Genomic DNA, 21,692 nt, shown 5'->3' with positions numbered 1-21,692 from the left:
CACATCTTTGCTGTGCGCCGTGTCAGGCCCCACCCTGCCGGCGGCTGCGGCGCACTCCCACACCCACTGGCGTCATTTGCCCACTTCACCAAGGAACCGCCATGAGCTCTGCCATGCCTCCGTACCCGCCGAACCCGTCCACCCCGCAGTGGGTGACGCAGCACCCGATCGCCCAGTCCCCGGCGCCGCTGCCGCCTGGCAAGCCCTCGCGGCGCAAGGCCTGGATCACCCACGGCGCGGTCGGAGTCGTCGCCCTGTTCCTCGGCACCGCCGCGGGCGGCGGGGGCGCCGAAGCCGACGGCAACTCGGTCGCCGCTCCGGCCGCCACGGTGACCGCCACCGCCAAGGCGGCCGCCGCCCCGGCGCCGACGGTGACGGTGACCGCCACCAGGACGGTCACGGCCAAGCCGCCCAAGCCCAAGGGCCCGGCCACCAGCGTCGCCGGGGACGGCGAGTACCTGGTCGGCAGCGACATGAAGGCCGGCACTTACCGCACCGCCGGCCCCGATGGCTCCCTGTGCTACTGGGAGCGCGCCAAGGACTCCACCGGCGACTTCGACTCGATCATCGCCAACAACAACCTGCAGGGAAGCGGCCGGGTGACCGTCCGCAAGGGAGAGGTGTTCAAGACGACCGGCTGCCAGAAGTGGGCCAAGGTCGGCTGACGGCCCGACACCCGCTGCCCCCAAACCCCGGCCATCACCCAAGTGAGAGGGAGAATCACAGCTTGACCGAGTCCGGCGAGCCCGAGCTCAGCGTCTACTACCGGCACCTGGCCGCGCTGCTGCAGCGCAGCAACGAGGAGAACTTCCGCGCCCTGCTGGAACAGGCTCGCCGTGTCTCGCGGGGCGAGTACGAGACGGGCCTGTACGACCACCAGCAGGCCTTCCGGCTCCTGTGGCACCACCTGGACCGCAGCGGGTACCTGCGCCAGGCCCACCGCGACGCCCGTACCCGGCTCGCCACCGGCCGCGCTACGCCGGACGAGGCAGCCGAACTGGAGCTCTTTCTCACCGTCTACGCGCAAGTCCGCGGCTTCGCGGCCCGCACCGCCTGAACTCGCACAAAGCACCTTCCACGCCTAGCCATTCGTCCCGCGCGGTGGCGGATGGCCCCGCGCCGCCCGCCACCCACCGGTCGCCGCAGCCGGCGTCCCACTTCACTCTTCCTTCGCAAAGGAACACCCAGTGACCCGAGACAAGATCATCGCCATCGCTGCCTGCGGACTGGCCGCCGCCTGCGGTACCGCGGCCGTGGTCGACTATGTGCGCACCCACTCCGCGCTGGACGCCGCCCGCCACAAAGCCGCCTCTGCCTCGCACCGTGCCGAGCAGGCCGAGGCCCGCCCGCCCAAGGTCGTCACCCAGACGATCACCAAGACCGTGGACAAGCCGGTCTTCGGCCGCTCAACTCTGCTCGGCAGCTACGCGGCCGGCGTCATCGCAGGCGGCGTCTACACCGACGACGGCACAGTGACGTTCACCGCCAGTGACACCACTTGCTCGCTGCAGTACTCCCAGATCTCCAAGGAACCCACCGGCGGCACGATCCACCGCGACGACTTCATGAAGGCCTGCCTCACCAACGTCAACGACACCGCCAAAGCCGACCCCGCACCCTGACCCCGACGGCCCGCAAGCGGAGACGAAGCGTTCCCCTGAACGACACCCTGCGGGACGTCGCTCCGAAGTGGACCAAGGTCGGCTGACTGACGTCCTCCACCGCCGCACGACATCTCGTTCGCCCGCCTCTCGCCAACACCCTCGGCTGACGAGTCCGCCGCTCGGAACCGCTCCATCGCTGGGGCGCCAACTGGGCACGTTCCTCTTCTGTACACCGTTCATCCACGACTTGCGCATACCTGATACACATTGGACGCAGCAGCACACGCGACAAGGACACCGCATGCACGAGATATCCAAGGGCGCCAACATCGGCCTGGCCACGCTCAGCGAGGACACCGGATCCATCCAGGTCGCCCTGGGCTGGACCGATCCCTCGGGGACCGGAGAAGCGGACGTGTCCGTGCTGCTCCTCAATGCGAATGGCAAGGTCCGCAGCGACGAGGACTTCTACTTCTACAACAACCCCGCCAGCGCGGACGGCAGCGTCCAGGTGCTCGGCTCGACGGCGACCGCGGACGGCAGCGAGGACCGCATCAGCCTCGACCTGACGGCCATCCCCGCCGACATCGAGTGCATCGTGGTCGCCGCCAGTCGGACCGGCAGCGCTCCGTTCGGCGAACTGGAGGACCTGCGGCTGACCCTGGCCGACGCGACCGGTGAGCCGCTTCTCCACTTCTCCATCAAGGACGCGAGCGTGGAGACCGCCTTCGTCTTCGGCGAGATCTACCGCCGCAACGGAGAGTGGAAGTTCCGGGCCGTCGGCCAGGGATACCACTCCGGCCTCGCGGGACTGGCCACCGACTACGGTATCAACGTCACGGAGGACGAGCCTGAGGCCGCCGCACCGGAACCGGCCGATGCCCTGATCCCCGCACAGTCCGACGCCCCCAGGGCGCAGGATGACGCTCCGCGAGCACCGGAGCCGACAGAGCCCGCCCGGCCGGCGGTACCGCAGAGGCGCGTACGGATCGCGAAGAAAAAGGTGACGCTGCCCGCAAGCCCCAAGAAGTCACTGGCCGAGAACGAGACCTGGCGGTCTGCCCGTCTGTTCCCGGTGCCGCAGCTCAAGAGCGACCGTGAGCGCGAGGTCCGCGCCACCTCGGTGCTGCTGTCCGTCATGGCGCAGGTACCGGAGTTCGGCCGCCGACTGACCGCCGGGTTCAACGCCCCGGCCGGTGCTATGGAGACCTTCGTCGAGACCTCTTTCACGTACGGTGCGACGACGGTCCGCCCCGACGGCGTCATCCGGGCCTCCCGCGCCGGGAAGATCTGGACCGCGCTGGTCGAGACCAAGACGAATGGCAATCCGCTCAAGGACGAGCAGGTCCAGTCCTACATGGACATCGCGGCCCGCCGCGGCTACGAGGCAGTGATCACGCTTTCCAATGACGTGGCCCTGCCCGGCAGCCCTGTCGTCAATGTCAAGGTCGACGGCCGACGCAAGCACAAGGTCGCCCTGTGGCACCTCTCCTGGGCCGAGGTCGTCCACCAGGCCCAGATGCTCGTCCGCCACGAAGGCGTCGCCAACCTGGCCCACGCGTGGTTGCTCGAGGAACTCCTGCACTACCTCCAGCACGAGAACTCCGGCTGCCACGGCTTCCAGAACATGGGCACGGCCTGGGTCCCCCTCCGCAACGCCATCAGCGAGGACACCCTGGTCCGCGGCGACAAGCAGGCCGTGGAGGTCGTCGAGAGCTGGGAGCGTCTCATCCAGCAGGTCAGCCTCCGTCTCAGCGGCGAACTGGGCGAGAAGGTGTCCCCCGTACGCGCCAAACGCGGTACCGACCTTCAGATCCGGCGCGCCGAACTCGCGGACCGCCTCGCCGACAACGGGCAACTGCACGCAGAGATCCACATCGAGAACGCGATCGGTACCCTCGCGATCACCGCCGATCTGCGCACCGGCCGGCTCCGCACCTCGATCGACGTGCCCGTACCCGAGCAGGGCTACCCCCTCTCCTGGGCCAAACGCCTGGTCCGCCAGCTCACCGAGGCGCCCGCCGACCTGCACGTCGAAACGCTGCTCACCGAGGGCCAGGGAGCCGGGCCGCGCGGCACCCTGGAGAAGCTGCGCCCCGAACCCGGCGACCTGCTGCCCAAGGACTCCGCGCAGATCAAGGGCTTCCGGCTCACCCTCTCGAAGACCATGGGCAACACCCGCGGCAACGCCGAAAGCGGCTTCATCCGCAGCGTCGACACCGCCGTGGACCGCTTCCACTCGCACGTCATCACCCACCTGGGGCTCCCGGCACCGCGTCGTAGCGCGCAGCGCACGGGCCCCACGGACGGCTGACCCCGCACGACCCTCCGTCGCCATACTCCGGTCGCCTCGCCCTCCTCGTGTGCTCCGCGGGGGGGCGATCAGCCGACCCCAAAAGCCATCTCGCCGCCGGACCGCGCCCACAGGAGACCGTCGTGACCACCCCACCACCGGAGCAGCCCTCCGGCACAACTCAGCCCGAAGCCAATTCCGCCGAAGCACCCCCCTCCCTGCGCGACCTGATCCGGATCCGGCTGGCCGGTTCCTCCCTCGCCCCCGAGGCCCAGACACTGCTGCTCGAATGCCTTGGTGAGGAAACGACCTCCTCGAGGGACCGCGCGTCGCGCGCCTACCTCCAGTCGGTCACCGTCAGCGGCTTCCGCGGAATCGGCCGCACCGCCCGGCTCCCGCTCAAGCCCGGCCCCGGCCTGACTCTGGTCGTCGGCCGCAATGGCTCCGGCAAGTCCAGCTTCGCCGAGGCCATCGAGATCGCGCTCACCGGTGACAATGCGCGCTGGAAGACCAGATCCGACATCTGGCGGCGCAGCTGGCGCAACCTGCACGAGGGGAACGACCCGCAAGTCGCCGTGGAGCTGCTGGTCGAGGGTGACACCGCGCCCAGCACCGTCTACCGCGCCTGGACCGGTCAGGACGTCGCCGAGTCGCACGCGGAGTGGGAGCGGCCCGGCCACGAACCCGCCCCACTGACCGCACTGGGGTGGGAGCGGGACCTCGCCCATTACCGGCCGTTCCTCTCCTACTCCGAGCTCGGCGCGCTGATCGGCGGCAAGCCGAGCGAGATGTACGACGCGGTGGCTGCCATCCTCGGACTGGAGCAGCTCGCGGGAGCCGACAAACGGCTGATGGACCAGTCGAAGGAGCTCGACGGCGCTCTCAAGCAAGCTGCCGCCGAACTGCCCACATTGCTTGCGGAGTTGGGCTCCGTCGATGACCCGCGCGCCGCGGCGGCCGTCTCGGCACTGAGCGGGCGTACGCAGGACTTCGACAAGGCCGCGGCGCTGGTGGCCGGACAGTCGGCCGTCGACGGTGACGCCCTCGCCGGACTGCGCCGCCTCGCCGATCTGACCGGTCCCGACCTCGCCGCGGTCGACGCGGCGGTGGCTCGGCTGCGCGAGGCGGCCGCGGGTGCCGAGGACGCACGGGCCACCTCCGCCGAGGACTCCTGGCAGCGTGCGGAACTGCTGTCCGCGGCACTGGACCATCATCGCCGCCACCCCGCCCGCCCCGACTGCCCGGTCTGCGGCAGCGAGGGCCGGATCGACAGCCATTGGGCGGCAGCCGCCGCCGAGCAGGTCGATCGTCTGCGCGAGGAGGCCGAGGACGCCCGTGCCGCCCGCCGCGAGCTGAATGACGCCGCCGAGGCCTTGCGGAACCTGATCGTGCCTCCCCCGGCTTGGCTACCGCCCGACCTCTCCGACCTGTGGCGCGCATGGGCCGGCTGCCGCAGCCTCACCGAAGCGAGGGCCGCCGAGCTGGCATCACGCGCCGAGGCCAGCGCCGCCGTACTGGCCGACGCCTGCCGCCTCACCTCCCAGCAGGCCGCAAAACAGCTCGCGGAGCACGACGAAGAGTGGCGCGGCCACGCCGCCCGCCTCGCGGCGTGGCTGGAACGCGCCCGCACCGCGGAGGCCGGCCGCCCCCGCCTGAACCAGGTGAAAGCGGCCCGCAAATGGCTCAAGGACGCCCACGACGAGTTGCGCGCCGAACGGATGCGGCCCATAGCGAATGGCGCGCAGGCCACCTGGGCCGCGCTTCGGCAGCAGAGCAACGTCAGCCTCGGACCGGTGCAGCTCGGCGGCACCGGCACCCAGCGCCGCGTCGTCCTGGACGTCTCCGTCGACGACATCGACGCCCCCGCTCTCGGTGTGATGAGTCAGGGCGAGCTGCACTCCCTCGCGCTGTCGCTCTTCCTGCCCCGCACCACACTCGCGGAGAATCCCTTCCCCTTCCTGGTCATCGACGACCCCGTGCAGTCCATGGACCCTGCGAAGGTCGAGGGCCTGGCCACGGTCCTGTCCGCGCTCGCCCTGGAGCAGCAGGTCGTCGTCTTCACTCATGACACCCGCCTCCCCCAGGCCCTGAAGTACCTGCGGCTGCCCGCCACCGTCCTGGAGGTCGTACGGCGCGAGCGGTCCGTCGTCCAGGTGAAACAGGGAGACGAACCGGTCAAACAGGCCCTGTACGACGCCAAGGCGCTCACGAAGGCCCGCAACATGCCTCCCGAGGTCGTCTCCCGGGTACTCCCGGGCCTGTGCCGCACCGCACTGGAGGCCGCTTTCCTGCCCGCCGCCCGCCGTCGGCTGCTCCACAGCGGCCGCGACCATGCCTCTGTCGAGCGGGAGATCTCCCGTGCGCACAAGCTGACCGAGCTCGCCGCTCTGGCCATGTACGGCGACCGGGCTCGCAGCGCCGAGGTGCTCCGTGACCTCGAACGCGCCTACGGCGGCTGGGCCGCAGAACTGATCCGGCTATGCAACCGCGGCTCCCACGAAGCCGTACCAGTCCCCGATGTCGACGAGTTGATCGATGAGACCAAGCGGCTCGCCGGGAAGGTTCAGGAGCTGTGACCACCCCGACACCGAGGTTTCCGCCCACCCCTCGCCCGGCACCCTCGGCTGTACCTCGGCCGACGCCGTCACGATCCGCGCAGCCCGGCCCTGCCGCTGCGGCGTTCCCCACCTCCCCCGTGGACCTCCTGTCGAGCACCGACCGGCTGCTCGGCTCTGCCCAGGTCACCAACTCCACTACTGGCGTCTGGCCGCGCGCCGCCGCTCTCCTGCTGCGCCTGGCCCTCGAGGAAGGACTGCGGCAGTACTGGCGCAACGTCCGCCCCGAACTGGCCCACTGCCCGACGCACGCGCAGGCACTCTGCCTTGAGTCGTACACAGGTGCTGAGCTCGCCCGCCGCTGGTCCGCCGTCTGGTCCGGACTCAGCAAGGCCTGCCATTACCACTCCTACGAACTCTCCCCCACCGCTGGTGAGCTGCGCGCCTGGCGCGACGAAGTGGCAGCACTGCTGGGGGCGCTTACGCGGAAGGAGTCTCAAGGATGACCGAGTTCAGAGGCTGTACCTGCGTCAGGCGCAGGCACACTCCATAGGCGTACGTATGCCGAACCGATCTTATGGGTCTGCCATTTCCGCCGCAGGGTACCGCGCACAGGAGAGATCGCCCGTCAAGCACTCACGCACATGACGTCCAGGCACGGGACCGGCCCCACCCACGCCCAGGTCCGCACCAGGCGGGCGGAGGTCGGGAGCTGGTCCAGGCATTGGCCGCCTGACTGCTTGCTACCAGCTGGTCTCTGATAGTTCTTTCGCCGGGGTACGGGCAATAGCCCGGTGCGGCACCTGGGGAGGCGCTGCAAGGGAGGGGATGTACATGGGAACCACCACGCGCAGCGAGATCATCACCGAAGAACAGAAGGCGGTGGACCGCGCCTACGACTGCTACGCCGAGCGGCTGGCCGAACTAACCGGAGGATCGGTCGCCTCGGCATCCGCCAGTGGCAAGGACAGTGTGTCCAACCGTCTCGCGGCTGAGGAGCGGGCCGCCGACTACGGCGGACTCGGTAATGAATCACTCGTCATCAGCCGCATCGATGAACGGTGTGCTGACGGTGGCGAGCCCGACACCTGGTACGTCGGTCGCCGTGCCGTCTCCGACGTCCACACCCGTGACGCCGTCGTCGTCCTGTGGACAAGCCCGCTCGCGAAGAAGTGGTACGAGGCGCAGCCCGATGCTCCAGGGGATGTGCTCCTCCGCCGGCAACTGCGTTGCACGGAGCATGTCGTCGATGACTTCTTCGACGAGATCGCCGTCCCCGGCCTGAGGCCCGTCACAGGTGACGCCGGTCCGGTCACCGATGGGGTCACCGTTGCACAGCAGGAGGACAAGGCAGGCAAGCCCGCTCTCACTCCGACCGACATCGCCGGCCTCCACCGGCGAAAGCCGCAGCAGCCGGACGATTTCCTCCTGCGCGAGCTCCAGCGCTCTCGCAGCGGCAGCATGCGGGACATCGTCGAGACCATACGACGCGACCAGATGGCTTTGGTCACCGGATCGCCCTCCGACATCCTGGTGGTGCAGGGTGGTCCGGGTACCGGAAAGTCCGCGGTCGGTCTGCATCGCGTGACCTGGCTCGTCAACAATGAGCACTTCAAGGCGCAGGACGTCCTCGTTGTCGGTCCCCATCAGCGGTTCCTGGACTACGTGAGCCGGGTCCTGCCTACCCTCGGCACCCGGAACGTCAACGCCGTGCAGATGACCCGCCTCTGGGAAGGCGAGATCTTCGGCACTGACTCACCGCGGGCGCGGGCGGTGAAGTCCGACGAGCGCATGGCGGCTGTCCTGAGGCGGCGCGTGGAGATCGAGTGCCGACCGGAGGCAGTCGACGAGTTCACCAGCACCCCCTCCTACGAGGGGGCCAAGCCGGAGGTCACCGTCTCGGTCGGCAGCACCACCCTGCGTATCCCAGGGTTCGAGGTACTCGCCCTCCTCGAGGACGTGCGGGAGAACGACGGCTCGTACCGTGAGCGCCGCGACCGCTTCCGCAGCCTGCTCGTCGACCGCCTGCTGCAGGAACTCGTCGCCGTCGCGCCGCGCCGCGCCGCAGCCGGGACGACGCGATCCGCCGCGATCTTGAACGCAACCGCCAAGTGGAGCGCCTGATCGAGCGCGTCTGGCCGTCGCCGGGCGCCAGGGAGGCGTTGCGAACCCTCTACGACTCGCAAGACCTCTTGCACACCTGCGCCGAGGGCATTCTCGACGAGGAAGAACAGGCTTCTCTGCACCGCGCCCGGGCTGAGAAGACCGAGACAGAACCCTGGACCCTCGACGACCACGTCTGCCTCGAAGAACTGCAGTACCTGATCACTGGGGAGACGCCGCAACGGTACGGGCACATCGTCTGCGACGAAGCACAGGACCTCACGCCCATGCAGGCTCGCTCACTGCGCCGGCGTTCCGCCGTGAACGGCTCCATGACGGTCCTGGGCGACCTCGCCCAGGCCACCGGCCCCCAGACCTACACCGACTGGGACCGCCTCGGCGACCTCCTCTCCGATCACGGCGACTGGCACGTCGCCGAGCTGAACACCAGCTACCGCGTGCCCGCCGAAATCATGGACTTCATCGCGCCCCTAGCCCGCACGATCGCCCCCACGCTGCCCTATCCACAGGCCGTACGGGAGGCCGGAGCGGACGCCGTACGCACGATGGCGACCGAGCCGTGGAAACTCCTCGACGAGACAGTCGCCCAGGTCACTCGTCTCGTCGGCACCAGCGACGGGAACATGCTGCGTTCCGTCGCTGTCATCGTTCCCGACGATTCGGGCTGGCTGGACGAGATCGGCCTCCGCCTGGACCAGGCCGACGGCATCACCAGCCAAGAGCGTGAGGCGGTGTCTGTCCTGGCTGCCGCCCAGGCCAAGGGCATGGAGTACGACCACGTGCTCGTCGTCGAACCGGCCACCATCGCCGACCGCGGCCCGGCCGGACTGCGCCAGCTCTACGTCGCCCTCACCCGCAGCACCCAGAGCCTCACTGTCCTCCACGCCTCCCCCCTCCCGGAGGCGCTCACGAACAGCGACGGCGCCACCAACCATGCGCCCGACGAATCCCCTGCGCAGAGCACGGGCGACGTGCCCGACATCGGCACGGACATACGAGTCCGGGTGATCGGCACAGGACCCGGCGGCCGTTACAAGGTCAAGGCTCTGTCCCCCGCAGTCCAGGGCCCCCTCTTCCTGACCGTCCGCCACGGTTCGGTTCCTCCGCGCCCTGGCGATGAACTGGACTGCTGGGTGTTCGCCCACGAGACCAATCACTCGGTACTCACGGCCGATCCGCGCGGCCGCCAGCCCATTTCACGCCGGATGGCGGAACGCTATGTGCCGGCCCTCGGAGTTCTCGACGAGCTGATCAGCGGCGCCGACGCCATCCCGGAGAACGCCCGCGATCACCTCTCCGAACTCAAGGGGATGGCCAACCGCATCCTGCGCCGTGACCAGGCGGACTGGGTGGGCGTGCAGCGCATCCTCGGCTCCCCGGACCGTCATCGTCTGCGACTCCTGCGCGACCTCGCGGGACGCACCAACCGCGCGCTCAAGGACGACGACCTGGACCTGACCCAGCTCCAGAACGAGCTGACCCGCTCCGGCTGGGCGCAAGCCCTGGCCGACGCCCGGGAAACGCTCCAGCACCGACTGGCCGCCATGGTCGAACCGGAATCCAAGCAGGCGCCCGCCCCCGCTGAGCAGCACCCCGATCCGAAGGAAGCCGAGTCCGTGACCACCGCCGATGACACCCCTGCGACACCGGCAGCACCCGCTAAGGATCTCCTGCACGCGCTGGAGGCCGCGGCGGCCGAGGACCGCGCCTGCAAGAAGCACGAAGCGGTCCGCCACGCCCTGATGTCGGCCCTGCTGTGGGCCGACCTCCTGCCGACCGACTCCCCGGTCATCGATGTCAGCCGCGTCGCCGACGACGGCCACTTCCTCTACGAGGTCCTCGGTGCCGGCCGCTCCACCTACGCCGACCTCCGCTCGGGAGCCACCCGCCTCCTGGAGATCAACCACACCCTGTCGACTCCTGCCGACCGCCTCTACCTGGTCCTCTCGGAGCCGCCCGCCGAGGACTGGTCGGGCGACGCCGTGCACGGCGTCTTCGGCGTCCACGTCATATGGCGCACGCGGGACAGCTGGGGCGGCCAGGAGGCGGAAACCGCCCTGGGCGCCGGCCAGGGATGAACCTAGGCGGAGATGCGCCGGCCCATGCATGTGACAGCGCCAAAGACGAAGGACTTGCGCACCAACCATCACCCCCGGAGGAAGATCGCAATGGGGATGTACCCCATGCCCACACCCAAGACCTGTCCAGGCTGCGGACGGTCCCTCCAGGAACCGCCCGCAGCGCTGAGAGTGGCTGTGAAGGGCTTTCCCGCCGAAGTTGCCTATGGGACGGACCCCGTGTGCGGTGCCCGCTGGCACGTGTGGGACAAGACATCCCCCCTCCGCATGCTCGCGCAGCAACACGTCGATGCGGCCGGTCTCTCTGAGACAGCGTCGTAACCATACTGCGACCGCGGCGTCAGCGCCGCCGGGAACGGTGTCGAACATGACGATGCCGATCTCGTTTCCCGGACGCCAGCGCAGCGCACCTTCGGAGGCTAGCTTCCTACAGGGGCAGTGATCTTGTTGAGCCGGGAGGTAGCTCCTCAATGCCTCCCGACATCCGTCAACGGGTGAGGTCTTTGATGCGTGCCCGGGTTCTTTGGGCCTGGTCGGGTCGGTCGAGGGCGTAAAACAGGGTCGCGGTCAGCTCAAGGTCGGAGATCAAGGAGGCGGTGTGCATGCCGGGATCGGTCTCGGCGAGGCGTTCGCGCAGCGGGACGGCCCGGCCGACGGCGCCGAGAGCTTCCAGGGGACGTGCATCGGCGAGCAGGTAGACAGCGAGATCGTGGTGGAGTTGGGCGAGCCAGAGCAGGTAGGGGTGGTCGGTTTCGTTTTCGATCGGGCCGAGCAGATCGATGGCGTGCCGGGCCAGATGGATCGCGTCCTTGGTTCGGCCGCAGCGGTGCAGTGCGAGGGCCCCTCGGCAGTGGATCATGGCGCGTGCGTGTGGGTCCTCGGGGACGGCCTTGGCGCTGCGAGTAAAGGACTCGATGGCGTCCTGCGCAGCACCGATGTTCAGCTGGAGTCCGCCCAGATCGCCAAGGGCCATGCCCAGTTGGAGGGGCTCGGTTCCCGGGTGCGTCTCAAGCACGGTAACGCGCAGTCGCGCGGCCTCGGCCGCGGTGGTCAGTTCGTCGGCCTGGGCACCGCAGTGCATCAGGGTTACCAGGGCTCTCAGCAGGTGCGCGTGGTGGGAGACCGGGTCGGCCTGCCACTGGCGGTGCAGGATCGCCGCGGCGCGGGACGCACAGGCGAAGGCCTCGTCGTTTTCGCTCAAGCGGCCGTGGCTGACGGCGAGGTTGTGGAGCACGTCGCTCAGCTGGGTTTCCTGGTGCGGCGCGAGCGGTGCGTGACCGTCGTAGACCGCGACGGCTTCGCGGAAGTTGTCGGCGGCCTGCCGGTGGCGGTTCAGTCGGGCCAGGGCGACGCCGACGAGGTACAGGGCGCTGCCGCGGCCGATGTTGTCGGCGGGCCACAGCGCGGCGGCCCGGGCGGCCGCGGCGGCGGCCTCCTCCGGCCGGTCCACGCCGAGTAGCCGGTTGGCAAGGGTGTTCCAGGCATGCGCCAGGCCGCCGGGGACGTCGGGGTCGTCGTCGCCCGCGTCGGCGAGCGCGATCCACAGGCCGACGGCGGCACGGCTGGCCTGTTCGGCCTCTTCCGCACGTCCGACACTGGCCAGGCAGGTGGCCAAGGTCTCCTGGGCGCGGGCATGTACGGCGCTGACGTGGTCGTGTGCCGAGGCAACGGACAGGTGGTGCTCGGCGATTGTCAGGGCTTCGTCCTGTGCCCCGATGCGCAGGCAGAGTTCGGCATACACGCCCAGGGCGTGGCAGTAGGGAGGTGTCCAGTCGGGATCGGCGGCGGCCAGCTGCCGGTAGGGCGTCAGGGCGAGGGCGACGGCGGTGGCGGCGTCACCAACGCGGGTGAGGTCGGCCAGGCGCCCGTGCAGGGTCATGAGCTGGACGGCCAGTTCCTCCAGCCACGGGGCGGGGGCGTGCTCGACGATGGCGGCGTAGGCGGACAGGAGTCCGTCGACCGTGGAGTCGTCCCAGTCCTCGGTTTCGCCCGGGTGGTCCAGGATGCGGCGGCTGTGCAGCCACAGCGCCATGAGCTGGAGGAAGGAATTTTCAGTCCGGTCTGCCGCCTCGAGGGCCTCGGCGGCCAGCGCGAGGGCTTCATCGTGTTCTTTGGCGTCGGCCAGCAGGTCGGAGGTCAGCTCCAGGGCCGTCACCAGCGTCCCGAGGTGCGGGACGGAGGAGGAGGCGGCGATGCGCAGCAAGTCCACGGACTGGCGTCCGGCGGCCACGGCATCGTCGAGGCGGTCCAGGCGTGTCAGGGCGCGGGTTCGCAGCCATTGGGCGTAGGCAAGATCGGGCAGTGCCGCGTCGCGGTACGGTGCGAAGTCGGCCATGGGGCCGAGCACGCCGACAGCTCGGTCGGCGGCGCTGAGGGCGTCGGTGGCCGTGTCGGTCTGCTCGAGCAGCATGTCGGCCAGACGGATGCAGGTGATGGCTACGTTGCCTTCGAATCCGGAGGAAGCGGCGGCGCAGCGCTCATAGGCGGCCAGTGCCTGCTGGCGTATCTGGATGCCGTCCTGGAGTTGGCCGAGTTCGCCGAGGCAGCCGCCCAGGTCAAGCAAGGCCCGTGCGTACAGGGCCAGGCCGTCCAACGCCTCGCGGTCCGTGGCAAGGCGATCGGTGTTGATCTCCGGGGCAGCACAGGGGGCAAGCAGGGTGACGCATTCCCGCAATGGCACGACCGCGTCGCCGGGGCGGCCGGCTTCAGCCAGAGCTGCGGCCCAGATGCCCGCCGCGTTGGCGAACTCCAGCGGGTCACGCGCGCGGTGCAGGCGCAGCAGATCCACAACGAGCTCGCGGGCCTGCAGGTACTCGTCGCGGGCACCAAGCCTGTCGAACGCCAGCGACAGGTCGATGGCGTGGTCCACCGAGACCGGCAACGCGGCGGGCAGGAGCGGCAGCGACTGCTGCACAGGTGCGCCAAGCGCGATCGCACGCTGTTCCAGCGCCGAGGCCCGGTCGGCGAAGGCAATAAGGTCGGTTTCCAACGGGTCCATGGTCGGCTCCAATCAGGGATCTGAACAAAGAGGAAGGCTCGAGTCCGGGGGCGCACGTGGCGAATCGGGAAGCAGGCGAGCTTCCGGCGAAACTGGCGGCCTTCCACAAGGGAGAGGCGGCCGTCGGTACCGAGGCAGCTAAGAGCAGCAGCAACGGTGCTCTCGCACCGCGGGGCGTCGGCGCGAAGGTGGAAGCAAGGGGCGCCAGGAGTCGGCAAGGGAAGCCGTGGCAGGTCCTGTTCGGGCGAAGGCGTCGCGTTCGCGGGAACGACCGATCGTCCGGGGTTACGTGGCAGGCGACCGGGAGAACCGGTGGGATGGCGACTCGAGGATGACGGCGTGCCAGCCGGCGCTGACTGAGTCGTGGGCTGTGTCGGCGCAGGCCAGCAGTCGCCACGAGGATGGTGACCAGGCGAACACGGCGTCCTGGCCGAACCTGCGGCCCAGCGCCCGGGCCTGTGCGTCGTCCATGCCGACCACCGCTGCGCTGATCTCGGCGTGGGAGTCGTCCAGGTTGCCCCCGACGGCCGGCCACCACTGCAGCCCGCGAACGCTGATGTGATGCAGCAGCTCGTGCTGCGCCCGGAGGTTGGCCCGCGCCGTGGCGTTGCGCCCGCCGGGGTTGAAGGCGGTGACGATGTGGATCGTTTCCGCGCCATGGAGCGGGTACGGGAGGCCCGACACGCCACCCGGAAAGCGCGTGACACGAATGCTGCGCGCGGGAAAAGCGATGTCCACGACCGCGCACAGATAGTGCGACCACGGCGTGGACTGCGCCAAACGACTAACGGCAGGCACAAGGGTCTCCTTCGAAAGGGGACCCCCTTACCTGCCGGCAGGGAGATCTACGGGCTCCCGCTGATGCGGGACCATCACAACTGTCAGGTGTTGAGCACCTGACGAGCACAACGCTGCCACACGGCCATATCCAAAGTCCAGTGACCGCCCCGAAAAAATGCTCGCCGTTGGTACACACCCGCGGCCATGGCGTTACCAGGGGCGCGGGCACAGTTCCTTCCTCAGTTGCCCGCCGAGAACTTGAAGTCGCAGCGGAAGAGCCGCTTCGCCGAACTCTCCGATGCCGAACTCGCCCGGCTGGCGCGGGCGATGCATCCGAGCGTCTACGCGGCACGATGATGCGCGTTAGTGTCCGCGCCCTCCTGTAGGTTGCTCGCCTGCCGATACCCGACGCGAAAAGACGCAAAGAGACGAGAGGGAACCTCCTTGCCTGACCACGAGAGCACCGGCGCCACGCCAGGTCCGAAAGCCCACGAACTGGCCCGGTTTTACCTCGACACACTCGAAGACCTCATGGACCCCAAGGAGTACAGGGACCTGCGCGTCCTCACTTTCACCCTGCTCGAGGCAATGACCGAGCCCATCAGCCCGGACGATCCCCCCTCGCAGCACCACCTGGACATCAACCTGACCCCGGCCGTCCGCGATGAGTGGCTGACCATCATGGGCATCCTCGACAGCGGCCGCATGGACCAGCAGATCGTCGAGGTCGGCGACGGCTCCCGCACCGTCGTGGACAGCGAGACCGCCGCCGACCCCGAAGCGCTACGCACCTTCTGCGCCCAGGTCCGGGAGCGGAACCGGCTACGCCAGGAGGAACGGGACGCCCTCGATGGGATAGAGGCCGCCTCCACCTGAGATGCACCGATCCTCGGCACGCCCTTCGGCACGGTCACCGATGTCAATCCCCTGGTTTTGTAGAGACGTTGGTTATGCGGTCCGGCCATCCTGATCGGTCCGCACTCGCGCTTCCTGGATGATCCGTTCGAACTCGACGGGCGGCTTCCCGTCTGCCGCGCTGTGACGGTGCTTCGCGTTGTAGAAGTCAGCGATCCACGTCGCGGTCTTCAGCCGGGCCTCGGTGCGGGTGGCGAAGGTGTGCTGGTGGATGTACTCGACCTTGAGGACCGAGTGGAACGACTCCGCGGCGGCGTTGTCCAGGGCCGACCCGACTCGCCCCGTCGACTGCACCACGCCCCGGCGGCCGCACAGCTGCTGGAACGCCTCGGACGTGAATTGGGCGGTCTTGCCTTGAGTCTGCACACCTCTCGGCTGGTTGGGTGCGTTACTTCTTGAGTGATGGGTGGGTGGCTACGGTCACGCGGCGAGGCCGAGTTGTCCCTGGTAGCAGCGGACCCAACCGCACCCTGGCGGACGCACGCAACCAGCGGCTCACCCGCTGGGTTGGCGACTTGACGCTGCTCCAGAGTGGCAGTGCGAGGCGGGCGAGTGTAGGGGCAGCTCGCCCGGCGCGACGTGCTGCTCTACGCGAGGATGACGAGACCGCCCGCTGGTCCGTAAAGGCCCGCGACCGAGCCCTCAAGGGCAAGAGCCGCGGGTGGGACCTGGCATGCGAGCCCGACGCCACGCGCCTCGTTGAATGATCCGATGGCGGACTCCATACCGGGGCGACACGTGGCGCGAGCTGCCGACCCGGTGAGTCATCCCAGGACGTGGCCGAACCTGACGCTCACCTTGCGGCAGATCCGGTCGGTTAACTTTGCGGAGTAGAGTCGAACCACCTGGGCGAGAACGGCATCAGCCCCACGCCAAGAGATTTGGATCGTGCGCGTCGCCCCCAAGCCCGGGCGATGACTGGCCGCCTCAAGTGTCAGAGTCGCGCGAGCAGCTCAGCCTTCTTCTCCGCGAACTCCTCGTCCGTGAGGATGCCAGCGTCGTGGAGCGACGCGAGCTTCGCGATCTGCTCGACAACATCCGGCTGATCTGCGGCCTCGGCCGGTGCCCCAGGCTTGCCTCGCTGAATCACCGAAGAAGCGAGGTCCAAGATCTTCTCGGTCACGCCAGGCTGCGCCGGCAGGGGTTCCGAAGACTCGGTCTGCGCGGAGGTATCAGTTACGACCTGCTGGCCCTTGAGCAATGCGGAGAAGATCACGAACAGCTTCTCCGGCAACTCAATGATCGACTGATTGCCGTCGGCCCAGTTCACGCGGACCGTGTGCCCGGATTTCATGGCAGCCCCGAGGCCGGCACCGACAGCCTTACCGATCATCCCAGGCAGAGCAGCCTTCGCGGCAGCCTGGCCCATTGCTCCGGCGACACCTTGCCTGGTCGAGAGTTCTTCCCACTCGAGCACGGTCTCGGCGTTGAGCTTGGGCCGCTTGAATGGGTTGCGCGGGTGCTGGATGGTGAATCCGCCGTGCCCTGAGAGAACGCTGCCGCTCGCCAGGTGGCCGCCCACTACGCGTCCCTGGTTCGTCAGCTCCTGCAGAATCGCCATTCGCGAACCGTAGAACAAGTCTTCGACCCCACGCAAACGTTGTGCGTATGAAATCGGTTTCGACAGGCCGCCGATGCGTCGGCGACGTTGTCGGCGCGCGGGGTTTCGCGGTTGGTCTCGCGCTCGCTCAGCAGTGGCGAGCATCGCGTTCCGTGAGCGGGGGACCACCACCCGGTGCGCCGGACTGGTTGCCGGGTACCGGCCCAGGATCTCGCCGATTCGAGTCTCCGGTCGATCTCCCAACCACCGGGAGCCGTCACAAGGTCGAGAAACGTGAGCGCATCGAGATCGTCTGGATCTGCGGCGGGCAACTCCGCGAGCCGCTCGCTCAATCGACGGGGGGCGTTTCTTCTGGAGGGACGAGAAGCCCCTGATCAACGCCATGCACCTGCGGCAAGCACGGCGCCGGAGACCCTCGCCGAGTCGGAGAACCAACCACGTCCGAGCCGTTCGGCAGCGAGGTCCCTCAAGGAGAAACGCACCCCGGCTGGTTGATGAACTCGCCTGCCCCGGCCAGGTGATCACTCACTTCAGTTGCGGCCCCTTGCCGAAGAAGGCCCTGCACTTCGCCGCGGCGCCGATCCTTGGACGATCCTCTTCACCCAGGCTGGCGTATAGGCGTAGCGCCTGCGGGGTGACTCGCCTTACTCGCCCTCCGAAGCCGCGTCCCGTGGCGACTGGCGAAGTTCCTCGATGACGCACACCGCGTAGGCGTGCTGCGCCAAGTCGGCAGCGCGTACCAACTCGTGGCACTCGGCATCAAGGTCGCCGCCTCCACCGTCTGGGAAGTCCTCAAGGAGCACGACAACCCACCCGCCCCCGAACGGCAGGGCACGACCTGGGCTGCCTCCCTGCGCGGCCAGGCAGACGCTCTACTCGCCTGCGACCTGTTCGAGGTTCTCCCATCACCCATGCCCTGGGCCAATTCCTGACCCGCAAGAGGGAGCGGGACCCGCGCTGGATGGCGCGGGCCTGACTTCACGTGGACGGAGGTCGCCTGCTGCTGACGCTATCGATCGCCCTACAAAGAGTCAGTCTGCGTCGTCAGCCGGACCGTCGAGTGGCCAAGGTAGTGACGCCGGAGGGTTTCCATCGGGGTGGTCGTTGATCCAGTTCAGGCCGCCGGGGTCAAGGCGTTGGCGGGCGCGGGTGACGGCGACGTAGGCGAGGCGGGCGTCGGCGTCGTCGATCGGTCCGGGCAGGGGGTTGCCGTGCTCGTCGGTCTCGTCGCTGTCTTTGGGTGGGTGGAAGTCGTCGGCGATCTCGACCTGGGGCCATTCGCGGCCCTTGGCTTTGTGCGCGGTGGACACCGTGACCTGCGCGTCCTGCTCGCGGACCAGGCGGTTGACCGCGGCGAGGATGGCGTCGGTGCCGTGGTAGTCGACGAGGTCGACCAGGGGCTGCAGGTCACTGCCGACGGGGTCGTGTTCGGCGTAGTCCCGCAGTTGACCCCAGGAGGTGAACAGCACCAGTTCGGGGTGGGAGGTGCGGCGTCCGTCCTGCAGGTCCCGGGCGGCCAGCGCCTGAGCGCGCAGGGCCGCTCCTCCCACGGCCAGCGCGACCCTGCGGCCGAGAGCGAGGAAGTGGAAAATCTGTGCCATCGCGCCGATGTTGCTGCGGCACAGCACCGCGTCCGGCTGGGTCACCTTTCCGACCTCGGTGGGGATCGTCTGGCTGCCTTCCAGGCGGATCGGGGCGTCGGCGATCGCCAGCCACCGGTTGGCCTCCAGTGCCAGCAGGGGGCCGAACCGGAAGGACCGGGTCAGGAACAGGGCGGTGCCGTCGAAGCCGGTCATCACGTCCTTGGCACCACGCCAGCCATAGATGGCCTGCGCCGAGTCCCCGACCATGACCAGCTGGGCGTGGCCGCGCTGGTTGAGCAGGACCTGTTCCAGGACGGGGTTGGTGTCCTGGGCCTCGTCCAGGAGGACGAAATCGGTGCGCAGTTTCGGGTCGGAAAGGGCCCACAGTTTCAGGTAGTGGTCGTGTTCGAAGCGGACGGCGCCGATGTCGGGGTGTTGCAGGTCGGCCCAGGCGGCGCGGGCGTAGGGCAGGATACGGCGGGCGAGCTCGGCGTGCAGGTCCTCGGTGTCCAGGCCGCGTAGCGGGGGCACGTGGTGGCGCTCGATGACCGGGTCGGCGGAGTGGCAGAACCGGGTCACGGTGCGCTGGGCCGTGGAGGTCAGCGTGGCCGGCCACACGGTTCGGTCGCCGATCCGCATGGGCTTGGTGATGCCCAGCGCGTCGGCGGTGTGCCGGCCGGGAAGGCGGGGTCCGTTCAGGCGGGCGCGGTAGCGGTGCCCGATGGCGGCGTAGGCCAGGGAGTGGGCGGTCTTGCACAGCACCGTGCCGGGGAAACGGCCGACGGCGTCCTGGGCGATAGCCCGGTTGAACGCGACGTACAGGCCGCGGCGTGAGGTGTCGGCGGCAAGCTGGGTGAGGGTGGTGGTCTTTCCGGTGCCGGCTCCGGCCTGGATGACCAGGTGGTCCCCGGTGGCGAAAGCGTCGGCGGCCGCGATCCTTTCGTCGGTGGGCTGCAGCATCGTTGAGCATCGTCGTTCCGTGAGAGCGCGGTTCGTGGCGCGCAGGAGTGGTCAGGTGGTGTCGTCGTCCATGAGGAAGCCGCGCATCGGCACCGGCGGCAGCCCCTCGGAATGAGCGGTCGTATGGCGGCGCAGTGCGGCCAGGTCTCGGACGATCGCCGCGTAGTGCGCTACTACCGGCTCCGCCGGTACCGCGGCACGGCCAAGATCGGTAACCAGGTGCTTGGCCTGCTGAGGAAGGCGGCCGTGCTCGTTCGCTGCCGCCGGGCGAGCTCGGCCGTGACGGCCGCGGCAGTGCAGGGCTCCTTGCGGTAATGAATGGCGGCCGCAGCAAGGAAGACCTCCCAGCAGGCCGGGCTGCTGAAGTAGGCCGGGTGCAGTACGGCCACCAGGTACGGGACCAGCTGCGGGTGGTGGAGCAACGCGGCCAGGACCACGCGTTCGGCATGCTCATCACGCAGGGCAGGCCGGGGCGGGGGCTGGTCAGGGTCGGGAGTACCGATCAAGGTCTTGGACACCAGGGGCCTCCGAAACGGCCAAGAGAGGGACATCGAAACCGCCGCAGCGAGAGCTGCGGCAGGAGCGTGGCCGTAGTGGCCGCCGGGTCCACGCGGGCGGGGCGGCCGAGCGGAACGGTCACTCGGGGGCAGCGGGCTCACTCCAGACCACGGCCCGAGGCGGGCGCCCGCAGCGACGGGTCGGGAAGCCGGTCGCGGATGTACAGGCGGTGGCGGACCGGGTCAAAGGGCTCCCAGGCAACCAGAGCGCTGTCCGCAGCACCGCGGACAGTGACATGAGCGGTACAGCGCTGGGCGCGCCAGCGCAGCTGTTCGGCGTACGGCAAGCCCGTGAGGTCGTACAGGGCCATCACCTCCGGATCGGCCGGCAGGTGCCCGTCGCCGGGGCGAAGAAGCGGATCGACAAGCTCCAGCCGCCACGTGCCGGGCAGGGCCTCGGGGTCCAGGACCGGCAGGGAGCAACGACGCCTGGCGCGGGTCCGGGCCACACACTGGACGTCCTCGACAGGACCAGGGGCGAGATAGCGCGCGCCGATGATGCGCACGACCGGCCGGACAGGCAGATCCGGCGCGGCCTGGGCCGGCTGCTCGGGCCGAGGCGTGAAGAGGCCAGCATCTTGCAGGCGGCGGGAGTTCAGCGCGAGGGCTCGGCACAGCTCCTCCAGAAGCGGGCTGCGGTTGCCCGCCGGACCGGCCGGACACGGCGCGTGGTGCCGGATGCGGCACCACGCGCTCCCGTCATGGGAGGCATGAGCGACACCCGAAGAGACATGCCAGCGCTCCCCCGGCGGCACCGACCCGGCGGGCAGCTCTACCGGATGCAGCGGAACAGCAGTACTGCCCGGGCGCTGGTGCCACTCAACAGGGTTCCCGCAGAAATCACACCGGCCGCCCTGCGCAGTACACAGCAGCCGGCTCGGACTGTCGTCGGCGATGCGCAGGGACCGGCGCGGCCGGTAATTCTTGCGGCTGCCGTCCCAGGCGAAACCATCGTCAGCGAAGGAGTTGTTCGTAGAGCGCATGACGGCAGACGGTGAGGGCAGACACGCCACAACATGGACGACCAAGCCGAGGAAGTCACTCTCTCGACCCCTTCAAGTCGAACAAAAGTTCGCCGAATAGCTCATGCATTCCATCGGGCCCCTCGAAACGGTCGATGCACACAAGGGTGCCGTGCACCCCGCCCCCTTCGACCGCAAGACGCGACTGACCGCCCATCCAGCCGACGCACTCAACACCCGTCGCTCATGCGGTCGTCTGCGACAGGATCCGCAGAAGCGCCGCCTCGCCCTATGCCTGCTCCAGGACGATCTCCGCCCCAGGGGGCTCATCGCCGAACCTGACGCCCTGGAGGCATCGATTGAGGCGGCACTTGCCAACAGAACGACCGTAACCAGCGCCGCAACGACGCGTCCGCCAGCACGAGCGTGCGGAGAAGGCGGCCGTACCTGCAACTCACCTGGCCCGTAAAAGGCTTAGTGGTCGGCTCCGGAAGTCTTTCGGGGGTTGACTCCGGGGTTGGTCGGGTGCCTGGTGTCCAGCCAGATGTCCGGGGTGGCGAGCTGGAGGCCGCAGGCACAGTCCAGGGCGTCCTCGGGGGTGCCGGTGGGCAGGAGGGTGTCCTCGTACTTGTCGGTGCTGGCGAGGTAAAGGGCGAAGCCCCAGGTGGTGGCGGATCGGCCGTAGCGCAGGCGCGTCAGTTTGATGCTGCCGCCGACGGCGA

16 protein-coding genes and 2 pseudogenes are annotated in these 21,692 nt (G+C 68.9%); 10 read left to right on the top strand and 8 right to left on the bottom strand.

Annotation, left to right across the window (positions count from 1 at the left end):
- The first annotated feature begins 101 nt into the window (after window positions 1-101).
- From ACFV3E_RS34175 to ACFV3E_RS34140, 8 genes are all read left to right on the top strand, one after another.
- On the top strand, window positions 102-665 hold the full coding sequence (locus tag ACFV3E_RS34175) for an Rv1352/Rv1906c domain-containing protein (RefSeq protein WP_500538426.1): 564 nt from the start codon (window positions 102-104) through the stop codon (window positions 663-665).
- Between the two features lie 62 nt (window positions 666-727).
- Window positions 728-1,057, top strand: coding sequence for a hypothetical protein (locus ACFV3E_RS34170; protein ID WP_500538424.1), 330 nt, complete (start codon window positions 728-730; stop codon window positions 1,055-1,057).
- A gap of 130 nt (window positions 1,058-1,187) precedes the next feature.
- Window positions 1,188-1,622 (top strand): hypothetical protein, encoded by a 435-nt coding sequence (locus ACFV3E_RS34165; protein ID WP_500538422.1) that lies wholly within the window; start codon window positions 1,188-1,190, stop codon window positions 1,620-1,622.
- A gap of 283 nt (window positions 1,623-1,905) precedes the next feature.
- A complete protein-coding gene (locus ACFV3E_RS34160; protein WP_500538420.1) occupies window positions 1,906-3,918 on the top strand; it encodes a TerD family protein in 2,013 nt (670 codons plus the stop codon).
- A gap of 122 nt (window positions 3,919-4,040) precedes the next feature.
- Window positions 4,041-6,473 (top strand): AAA family ATPase, encoded by a 2,433-nt coding sequence (locus ACFV3E_RS34155; RefSeq protein WP_500538418.1) that lies wholly within the window; start codon window positions 4,041-4,043, stop codon window positions 6,471-6,473.
- 119 nt (window positions 6,474-6,592) lie between these two features.
- On the top strand, window positions 6,593-6,958 hold the full coding sequence (locus tag ACFV3E_RS34150; RefSeq protein WP_500538416.1) for a hypothetical protein: 366 nt from the start codon (window positions 6,593-6,595) through the stop codon (window positions 6,956-6,958).
- Window positions 6,959-7,286: 328 nt separating this feature from the next.
- Entirely contained in the window at window positions 7,287-8,576 is a 1,290-nt protein-coding gene (locus tag ACFV3E_RS34145) for a helicase domain-containing protein (RefSeq protein ID WP_500538414.1), read from the top strand.
- Entirely contained in the window at window positions 8,564-10,654 is a 2,091-nt protein-coding gene (locus ACFV3E_RS34140; protein WP_500538412.1) for an ATP-binding domain-containing protein, read from the top strand. Before ACFV3E_RS34145 ends, ACFV3E_RS34140 begins: the two co-directional genes overlap by 13 nt.
- Window positions 10,655-11,141: 487 nt before the next feature.
- On the opposite strand, the gene ACFV3E_RS34135 is transcribed toward ACFV3E_RS34140, so the two are convergent.
- Together ACFV3E_RS34135 and ACFV3E_RS34130 are read right to left on the bottom strand one after the other, a co-directional pair.
- Window positions 11,142-13,652 (bottom strand): tetratricopeptide repeat protein, encoded by a 2,511-nt coding sequence (locus ACFV3E_RS34135; protein ID WP_500538410.1) that lies wholly within the window; start codon window positions 13,650-13,652, stop codon window positions 11,142-11,144.
- A gap of 285 nt (window positions 13,653-13,937) precedes the next feature.
- Window positions 13,938-14,432: a DUF3293 domain-containing protein gene (locus tag ACFV3E_RS34130; RefSeq protein ID WP_500538408.1), complete on the bottom strand. Its 495-nt coding sequence runs from the start codon at window positions 14,430-14,432 to the stop codon at window positions 13,938-13,940.
- Between the two features lie 444 nt (window positions 14,433-14,876).
- On the opposite strand from ACFV3E_RS34130, the gene ACFV3E_RS34125 reads away from it, so the two are divergent.
- Window positions 14,877-15,308 carry a hypothetical protein gene (locus tag ACFV3E_RS34125; protein ID WP_500538406.1) on the top strand — a complete coding sequence of 144 codons (432 nt, stop codon included), beginning with the start codon at window positions 14,877-14,879 and terminating at the stop codon, window positions 15,306-15,308.
- A gap of 72 nt (window positions 15,309-15,380) precedes the next feature.
- Here the strand turns inward: ACFV3E_RS34125 and ACFV3E_RS34120 are convergent, their stop codons facing one another.
- Both ACFV3E_RS34120 and ACFV3E_RS34115 read right to left on the bottom strand, forming a co-directional pair.
- The gene (locus ACFV3E_RS34120; protein ID WP_500538404.1) at window positions 15,381-15,713 is read right to left on the bottom strand and encodes an integrase core domain-containing protein; all 333 of its coding nucleotides are present in this window, start codon (window positions 15,711-15,713) and stop codon (window positions 15,381-15,383) included.
- A 568-nt stretch (window positions 15,714-16,281) separates the two neighbouring features.
- Entirely contained in the window at window positions 16,282-16,908 is a 627-nt protein-coding gene (locus tag ACFV3E_RS34115) for an SHOCT domain-containing protein (protein ID WP_500538402.1), read from the bottom strand.
- Window positions 16,909-17,648: 740 nt separating this feature from the next.
- Here ACFV3E_RS34115 and ACFV3E_RS34110 point away from each other — a divergent pair.
- Window positions 17,649-17,807 (top strand): annotated as a pseudogene (locus ACFV3E_RS34110) (integrase); the annotation flags it as partial.
- Between the two features lie 132 nt (window positions 17,808-17,939).
- Here ACFV3E_RS34110 and ACFV3E_RS34105 read toward each other — a convergent pair.
- The 4 genes and pseudogenes from ACFV3E_RS34105 to ACFV3E_RS34090 form a co-directional block, all read right to left on the bottom strand.
- Window positions 17,940-19,448 (bottom strand): UvrD-helicase domain-containing protein, encoded by a 1,509-nt coding sequence (locus ACFV3E_RS34105; RefSeq protein WP_500538506.1) that lies wholly within the window; start codon window positions 19,446-19,448, stop codon window positions 17,940-17,942.
- A gap of 176 nt (window positions 19,449-19,624) precedes the next feature.
- Entirely contained in the window at window positions 19,625-19,969 is a 345-nt protein-coding gene (locus ACFV3E_RS34100; protein ID WP_500538400.1) for a DnaB-like helicase N-terminal domain-containing protein, read from the bottom strand.
- Between the two features lie 137 nt (window positions 19,970-20,106).
- Window positions 20,107-20,991, bottom strand: a complete 885-nt coding sequence (locus tag ACFV3E_RS34095) for a DUF6083 domain-containing protein (RefSeq protein ID WP_500538398.1) — start codon at window positions 20,989-20,991, stop codon at window positions 20,107-20,109.
- 453 nt (window positions 20,992-21,444) lie between these two features.
- Window positions 21,445-21,692 (bottom strand): annotated as a pseudogene (locus ACFV3E_RS34090) (hypothetical protein); the annotation flags it as partial.

Source organism: Streptomyces sp. NPDC059718, from assembly GCF_042733315.1.
Lineage (GTDB): Bacteria > Actinomycetota > Actinomycetes > Streptomycetales > Streptomycetaceae > Actinacidiphila.
This window is presented reverse-complemented; position numbering and strand designations above follow the sequence as displayed.